Source organism: Segatella copri (assembly GCF_019127135.1).
Classification (GTDB): Bacteria; Bacteroidota; Bacteroidia; order Bacteroidales; family Bacteroidaceae; genus Prevotella.
Map to the genome: position 1 here is coordinate 1 of NZ_JAHOEA010000088.1, position 7895 is coordinate 7895.

General features: G+C 46.9%; 6 protein-coding genes. 3 read left to right on the top strand and 3 right to left on the bottom strand.

Annotation, left to right across the window (positions count from 1 at the left end; translation table 11 throughout):
- Nucleotides 1-505: 505 nt before the first annotated feature.
- On the top strand, nt 506-775 hold the full coding sequence (locus KSW37_RS14625; protein WP_228114876.1) for a DUF1846 domain-containing protein: 270 nt from the start codon (nt 506-508) through the stop codon (nt 773-775).
- A gap of 205 nt (nt 776-980) precedes the next feature.
- Here the strand turns inward: KSW37_RS14625 and KSW37_RS14630 are convergent, their stop codons facing one another.
- Complete coding sequence (locus tag KSW37_RS14630; protein WP_153137259.1) at nt 981-2264, bottom strand: O-acetylhomoserine aminocarboxypropyltransferase/cysteine synthase family protein; 1284 nt, start codon at nt 2262-2264, stop codon at nt 981-983.
- 220 nt (nt 2265-2484) lie between these two features.
- Here KSW37_RS14630 and KSW37_RS14635 point away from each other — a divergent pair, with 220 nt between their 5' ends.
- Nucleotides 2485-4623, top strand: coding sequence for a hypothetical protein (locus tag KSW37_RS14635; protein ID WP_217315077.1), 2139 nt, complete (start codon nt 2485-2487; stop codon nt 4621-4623).
- 109 nt (nt 4624-4732) lie between these two features.
- Nucleotides 4733-6196, top strand: a complete 1464-nt coding sequence (locus tag KSW37_RS14640) for a DUF1846 domain-containing protein (protein WP_217315079.1) — start codon at nt 4733-4735, stop codon at nt 6194-6196.
- 131 nt (nt 6197-6327) lie between these two features.
- Here the strand turns inward: KSW37_RS14640 and KSW37_RS14645 are convergent, their stop codons facing one another.
- Complete coding sequence (locus KSW37_RS14645) at nt 6328-7269, bottom strand: HipA domain-containing protein (protein WP_217315081.1); 942 nt, start codon at nt 7267-7269, stop codon at nt 6328-6330.
- Between the two features lie 23 nt (nt 7270-7292).
- A complete protein-coding gene (locus KSW37_RS14650; protein WP_217315083.1) occupies nt 7293-7610 on the bottom strand; it encodes a HipA N-terminal domain-containing protein in 318 nt (105 codons plus the stop codon).
- Nucleotides 7611-7895 lie beyond the last annotated feature (285 nt).

Genomic DNA, 7895 nt, shown 5'->3' on the forward strand with positions numbered 1-7895 from the left:
GTTTCATTCCTACCAATGAAACACCTTTTTGATAGGAATGAAACTATTTTCTTGAACAATGAAACTGTCTGGTTATTAGATTTTTATTATCTTTGCATCATTATTTAATAATAGTAGATAATAATGATTCTTATTAACTTTTAAATGAATTACGAAATGACAGGCTTTTCTTTATTACAATCGACTGATCTAGCCGAAATTGTAGGTGTATGTATTATATTGTCCATTGTATTGGGGGCTTTGTCCCTCATGTGGAGGGATTATAAAAACTATCTTGAGGAGAATGACGACAAGCATTTTCATGTCTTGGATTTTGTCCTCAAGGAGCAGTTGTATATATTTATCTTTCTTGTCTTAGCCTTCCTGGTAGGGGGTGAGATGTTGCTGCAAGCCTATATGTAGCAGTTCTCTTTTTTTTTTCGGATAAAAGATTTGTTAGTACGATACTTCTTTTGTATTTTTGCAGGCGATTTTTGAATTCAAATTGCAAGATATAATAACAATTATGAAAATAGGATTTGACAACGAGAAGTATCTGAAGATTCAGTCAGAACACATCAAGGAAAGAATCTCACAGTTTGACGGAAAGCTTTACCTCGAATTAGGCGGTAAACTTTTTGACGATTATCATGCCAGCAGAGTATTGCCGGGTTTTCAGCCTGACAGCAAACTGCGCATGTTCCAGAAAATCAGCGATAGCATCGAGATTGTTATCGTGAGAGCCGCAGCAGCTAAAATCATAGCTTTAATCATGTTTCTAATTTTACTGTTATAATGTTGCTTTGATGTTATTTTGTTATCTTATTCAAGTTTCGCAAGTGAGGGAATTGTTTGAAGTTAAAGAAGTTATCACTCCCTACGGTCGTTCGGGAAGTTAAGAGACAATAGTCTTCTAGCTTAAACTTAGGACATTTGTCTCTTAACTTCCCTCTAACTTCCCTAACTTCCCTTAACTTCCCATATGCGAAAGTTCAGTTATCTTAAATCTTGTCCAAAGCCTGTTTGATATCATCGAGGATGTCTTCTACATCTTCGATACCTACGGAGAGGCGAATCAGGTCTGGCGCAACACCTGCTTCCTTCAGCTGCTCTTCGCTGAGCTGGCGATGGGTGTGACTGGCTGGATGGAGCACACAGGTGCGGGCATCGGCTACATGGGTTACGATGTTGATCATGTCGAGAGAATCCATAAACTTGATGGCAGTCTCGCGATCTCCCTTCAATCCGAAGGCAATAACACCGCAGGTGCCGTTTGGCATATACTTCTGGGCAAGCGCATGATACTCATCGCCCTCCAGACCGCTATAATGAACCCAAGCCACGCGTTCATCGTTCTGCAGGAACTCTGCCACCTTCTGTGCATTGGCACAATGCTGGCGCATACGGAGGTGGAGACTCTGAAGACCGAGGTTGAGGATGAACGAATTCATTGGGGCAGGGATGCTGCCGAGATCGCGCATCAGCTGAGCCACGAGTTTGGTGGTGTAGCCCATCTTGCCGAAAGCCTTCACATAGGTCAGACCATGGTAGCTGTCATCCGGTGTGCAGAGACCTGGGAACTTATCAGCATGAGCCATCCAGTCGAAGTTGCCGCTGTCTACTACAACGCCACCTACCTGTGAAGCGGTACCATCCATATACTTGGTAGTACTGTGGGTAACGATGTCGGCACCCCATTCGAATGGGCGGCAGTTGATAGGCGTAGCGAAAGTGTTGTCAACGATGAGAGGCACCCCATTCTTGTGAGCAATACGTGCAAACTTCTCGATGTCGAGTACAGCGCAGCCCGGGTTGCTGATGGTTTCGCCGAAAACAACCTTGGTGTTAGGGCGGAAAGCCTTCTGGATTTCTTCTTCGCTATCGTTCGGATTCACGAAAGTACACTCAATGCCTAGCTTCTTCAGGGTTACACCGAAGAGATTGAAGGTGCCACCATAAATCTCATTAGAGGTAACGATATGGTCGCCCGCTTCGCAGATGTTGAATACTGCATAGAAGTTGGCAGCCTGACCACTGCTGGTTAAAACGGCTCCCACGCCCCCTTCGAGTTCGGCAATCTTCTTAGCTACAACATCGTTGGTAGGGTTCTGGAGGCGGGTATAGAAGTAGCCTTCCTTCTTCAGGTCGAAGAGCATAGCCATCTCCTCAGAGTTGTCATACTTGAAAGTAGTGCTTTGATAAATTGGCACTTCAATCGGTTCGCCGTTCTTTGGCTCATAGCCTCCCTGCACGCAGATAGAGGCGGTACGTAAATTCTTTTTCATTTGTCGGTTATATTTTCTTTTAAAATTCATGTTTTTGCGATATGACATGTTATGCTGCCCATTGCAAGATGCAAAGATACGGCAAATCCTTGAGAATTAAGAATAATTTGCGTAAAACATTGTTCGAAAGCAACTTTTTTTTGTACTTTTGCGGAATATTATAGAAATCTATTAAAGCAAGAGAAAACGAATTGATTAAAAACGAACGGAATTTAGCAAGATGAAGAAACTGGTTTTATTCATAGCATTCGTCTATGGAAGTATCGGGTGGGGTGGAAACAGAAGTTTTGCCCAGCAGATTGACAGATATCAGGTGGTGACAAGAAACAATCCTCATGTCATGGGGATGGATTCCCTGTCATCTCTCAGTGTGGGTAATGGTGGCTTTGCCGTCACCGTTGACGGAACAGGATTGCAGTCCTTCCCAAAGGCTTATGCCAAAGGTGTGCCGCTGGGAACGATGAGTGATTGGGGCTGGCATTCGTTCCAAAACCCGGAAGGTTTCAAGGAGGAGGAAACATGGAAAGAGTATGATTTCGGGAGAGGACACAAGGAGATTTATGCTACTCAAATCAAGAATGACAAGCGCAAGAAGGCGGCTGCCGACTGGTTTCGCGTGAATCCTCATCGCCTGCATCTGGGAACTGTGGGCTTATCGCTCGGTTCTGATCCAAGACAGGTGAAGAACGTAGATCAGAAGCTAGATATGTGGAACGGAATCATCCGTAGCTCTTTCGAATACCAGAAGTACCGTTATCAGGTGCAAACCGTCTGCGATCCTGAACGCGATATGCTGGCCACCCACATCATTTCCCGGGGCATTGCATCGGGAAAAGGAGGAAAAGTTGCGGTAGATGTGAAATTCGCTTATCCTACAGGCGGACATTGTGATGATGCGTGTGACTGGACGAAAGATCAGCTGCATTCTACCACCTTGGTGGCTCATACTGCTCAGTCGGCTACCTTGAAACGGGTAGTTGATGCAACCCTATATTATGTGGTACTGCGATGGGAAGGAAAGGCTGCCCTGAAACAGAAGGGAAAGAACTTTTATCAGCTGGTGGCTAAAGGAAATGAACTGAGCGTGAGTTGTGAATATCTGGAAAAATTGCCAGTTCAGGTATCTCCTGATAAGTGCTTCCCGCAGGTGGCATCAGATGCGAAAGCTTATTGGAACCGGTATTGGAAGCAAGGGGGCATCGTAGACTTTGGTCTGTGCAAAGACCCTCGTGCCAGAGAGTTAGAGCGTAGAGTAGTGCTGAGTCAGTATCTTCTGGCTATACAGGATGCGGGAGATACACCTCCTCAGGAAACGGGACTGACCTATAATTCATGGTTTGGAAAATTTCATCTCGAAATGATACTCTGGCACCAGTTGCAGTTTGCTACCTGGGGACATCCCGAACTTCTTGACCGTTCGCTTTCCTGGTATCTGAAGGCTGAGAAGAATGCGCGGAAGATAGCAGAGAGACAGGGATTCAAGGGGGTGAGATGGATGAAGATGACCGACCCTGATGCCGGCGAGGCTCCATCGAGTACGGGCAGTTTTCTGATTTGGCAACAGCCCCATCTCATCTATCTGGCAGAGATGCTGTACCGTGCCAATCCTTCGCCTGCCGTCTTGCAGAAATACGGCAGACTGGTAGAGGAAACCGCTCAGTTTATGGGCGATTTTGCAACCTGCGACCAGGTGAACAACCGTTATACGCTTCGGGGCTGTATTGCAGCTCAGGAAACATTGCCGGCAGCAACAACCGTGAATCCGCCATTCGAATTGAGCTACTGGCATTTTGCTCTCGAGGTGGCACAGCAGTGGCGGGAGCGTCTGGGCAAGCAGCGTGATGCCCATTGGGAAGATATCATCCGCAAAATTTCGCCTCTGGCAGATAAGGACAGTCTGTATCTGGCTGCAGAAACCGAACCGGATACTTACCGGAAGGAACGTATGTTCAGCGATCATCCTGCTGTAATGGGAGCTGTGGGGGTATTGCCTCTGAATGTTGCCCAGGTAGATTTGGCGAAGATGAAGAAGACGGAACAGTGGATTTGGAAAAACTGGAAATGGGCTACCTCTTGGGGCTGGGACTATCCGATGATGGCGATGTGCGCCGCCAGAATGGGCGAACCGCAGAATGCTGTAGGAGCCTTGCTCATGAAACAGCAGAAGAATACCTATCTGGTGAGTGGGCACAACTATCAGGATGCCCGTCTCCGTCTGTATCTTCCGGGTAATGGCGGTCTGTTGATGGCTGTGGGAATGATGTGTGCGGGATGGGATGGAAGTACGCATCCGAACCCTGGATTTCCGCAGGATGGCAATTGGAATGTGAGATGGGAGGGGCTGAAACCTCTGCCATGACAGAAAAATAAGCAACTTTCCGCTTTTCTTGTTGGATAATTCAATACTTTTTTGTACTTTTGCAGTCAAATTTGCAAAATAATAGCGAAATAGTTTTATTTAAAGTAGTATGAAGATAGGTTTCGATAACGAGAAGTATCTGAAGATTCAGTCAGAACACATCAAGGAGAGAATCTCACAGTTTGACGGAAAGCTTTACCTCGAATTGGGCGGTAAACTTTTTGACGATCATCATGCCAGCAGAGTTTTGCCGGGTTTCCAGCCTGACAGCAAACTGCGCATGTTCCAGAAAATCAGCGATAGCATTGAGATTGTTATTGTGATTAGTGCAGCCGATATTGAGAAAAACAAGAAGCGTGCCGACTTGGGCATTACTTACGATGAGGACGTGTTGCGCCTTCGTGGTGAGTTCCAAAACCGTGGTTTCATGGTGGGTTCTGTTGTCATCACTCATTATAATGGTCAGCCTGCAGCCATCGCCTTCAAACAGCGTCTGGAGCGCGAGGGCATCAAGACTTACTGCCATTATCTCATCGAGGGCTATCCTCATAACGTGAGTCTGATTGCCTCTGACGAGGGATTCGGTCAGAACGATTATGTTGAGACTGAGCGTCCTTTGGTTATTGTTACTGCGCCAGGTCCTGGTAGCGGTAAGATGGCGGTTTGTCTGAGTCAGCTTTATAATGAGAACAAGCGTGGTGTACGTGCCGGCTATGCTAAGTTTGAGACATTCCCTGTGTGGAATCTCCCATTGAAGCATCCTGTGAACATCGCATACGAGGCAGCTACCGCCGATCTGAACGATGTGAACATGATAGACCCGTTCCATCTGGAGGCATACAACAAGATTGCCATCAACTATAACCGTGATGTAGAGATTTATCCTGTGCTCAATGCGCTGTTCGAGGGAATCTATGGAAGCAATCCATACAAGTCGCCTACGGATATGGGTGTGAACATGGTAGGCTTCTGCATCTCTGATGATGAGGCTTGCTGCGAGGCATCCAAGAACGAGATTGTCCGCCGTTACTATGCGGCTACCAACAAGATGGCGGCTGGTGCTTGCAACGATGATGAGATTAACAAGATTCAGATGCTCTTCAATCAGGCTAAGATTACTACTGATTATCGCAAGGTGACGGTTGCTGCCAAGAATCATAAGAAGGAGACGGGACATACTTCTTCGGCCATTGAATTGGAGGATGGTACCATCATCTGTGGTCATAGCAGCGAGCTGCTGGGCTGTAGTGCGGCATTGATTCTGAATGTTACCAAGCAGCTGGCGGGCATCGACCATGAATTGAAGCTGATTCCTCAGTCGATGATTGAGCCTATCCAGCATACCAAGGTGAATTATCTCGGTGGTCACAATCCTCGTCTTCATACTGATGAGGTTCTCGTAGCCCTCTCTGTTCTTTCAGAGAATGATGAGAACTGCAAGAAGGCATTGGAGCAGTTGCCTAAGCTTCGCGGCTGCCAGGCTCATTGCACCGTGATGTTGAGTGATGTAGACCAGAAGATTTTCAAGAAGCTCGGTGTGAATATCACCTGCGAGCCGGTATTGAAGAAGTAAATTCGGGTTGGATACTATTGAAGAAGCAAATTTGCTTTAAACAATATACCCCCGAAAAGGTATAGTTAATCTCGAAGTTTGATTAATTATACCTTTTCGGGGGTGATTTATTTTTATTTTATACAGAGACATTATCTTAATGCCATAACTCTGCTGAGAATCAGTTTCTTGTATTCCTTCTTCATGCTGTCCGGAAGGAAAGAGGCTTCTATCAGGTCGAGCCATCTCACGATGGAACGGCGGAACTTCTTGGCTATGTTGTTGATTACCTTGTCGCTGAGGCCCGAGGCGGTCATTACCTTGACGAAATCAGATTTCTGAATCTTTCTCTTTCTTCCGTTGAGCGTCAGGGCGAGCTCTTCGGTATCTTCTGGCATAACAATCTTCGTGCAGAGGAGGTCGTAGGCTGGAGTTAAGCCATAACCCAACTTGCGGTTGTTGTAGAGCGAGAAGTTTTTGAGGTGCATGTCAGCGTTGCCCGTAATCCATGAGAAGATGACCACTTCCCAATAGTTCACGAGGTCGAGCTGCGAGAAGGATGAATACTTCTTGATGAGTCTGGCTACCTGCTCGTAGGAACCTTTATATTTGTATTCGGTAAGGCGCTCTGACAGCTGGCACATATCTTCCATCGGTACCTTTTGTCCATCATCCAGTCGGTCTATTCTCCGGGTGATATAACAGAGTTCACCATCGGCAAAGCGAATCAGTCCGTGGGGAACCACAGCTATCTTGGCGGCTTCGGCGAGGTGCATCGTGAGGTCTTCTATTTCCGGTAGACAGCGGTAGCGGTCGGTTTGTGGCTTGAGGATATATTTTCCCCAAAGACCTACGATGGTGAAGCGGGATGGTTCGTTCTTTCCGCCCGGATTTACATCGAGTGAGAGCTTCGCCTGCACACCGGTGAGGGTGGTCTGGGCACGCACTACCTGTTTTGCCAGGTCGCCAATTTCCTTTCTAACGTAGGGTAGGACAGGGGCTTCCTTGGTGCCGAAGAGCTTGCGTGCGCAGGCGGGATGGTAATCTACCTGATCAGGCTTGAGCGGTTTATAGCAATATAGACATTTCTCCATAATTCTTTCTCCTTTCTAGTTTTTTATTCTACCGGAATCACGCTGACGGCTCCGATGCAATCCTTGCAGCAGGCAAGGAGGAGCGACATTCTATCGCGCTGGTTGATTTTCCAACTGCTTTCCGCGATGTTCAGCAGCCATCCTTCGGGAATTAATCCATCGAAGAATGGGAACAAAACGGTGTCGTGGTAGGGCTCGTTGGATAAGGGGAGCGTCAGACTTACAGCCTCGGCATCATCCGATGCCAGATAATCAGCATCGTAGGCGAAGGTAAAGCCTGTCTCGTCTTCCGTCAGCAGGCCTACGTATTGGTCGTAGAGATATATTTTTCCTTGTTTCATGGAATTCTATTTTTATTCAAGTTTCGTTTGTTAGCTCCACACGCCCTGAAAGGGCAGAAGCTCCTAGCCCAGGGCAGCGCCCTGGGTTATTACGGGTGCCAACCTGTCGCCCTGTAAGGGCAAAAGCTTTCAAGTACCAGGCAATTTATAAGGCTTTTGCCCTTACAGGGCGTCTTGCTGACTGCTGCTATACCCAGGGCGTTGCCCTGGGAGGGCACTGAAAAAGGTACCCAATTTTAAGTTGCATAGCTTGTTTTTGAACTTTAATTCTTGTCCAAGAAGCAT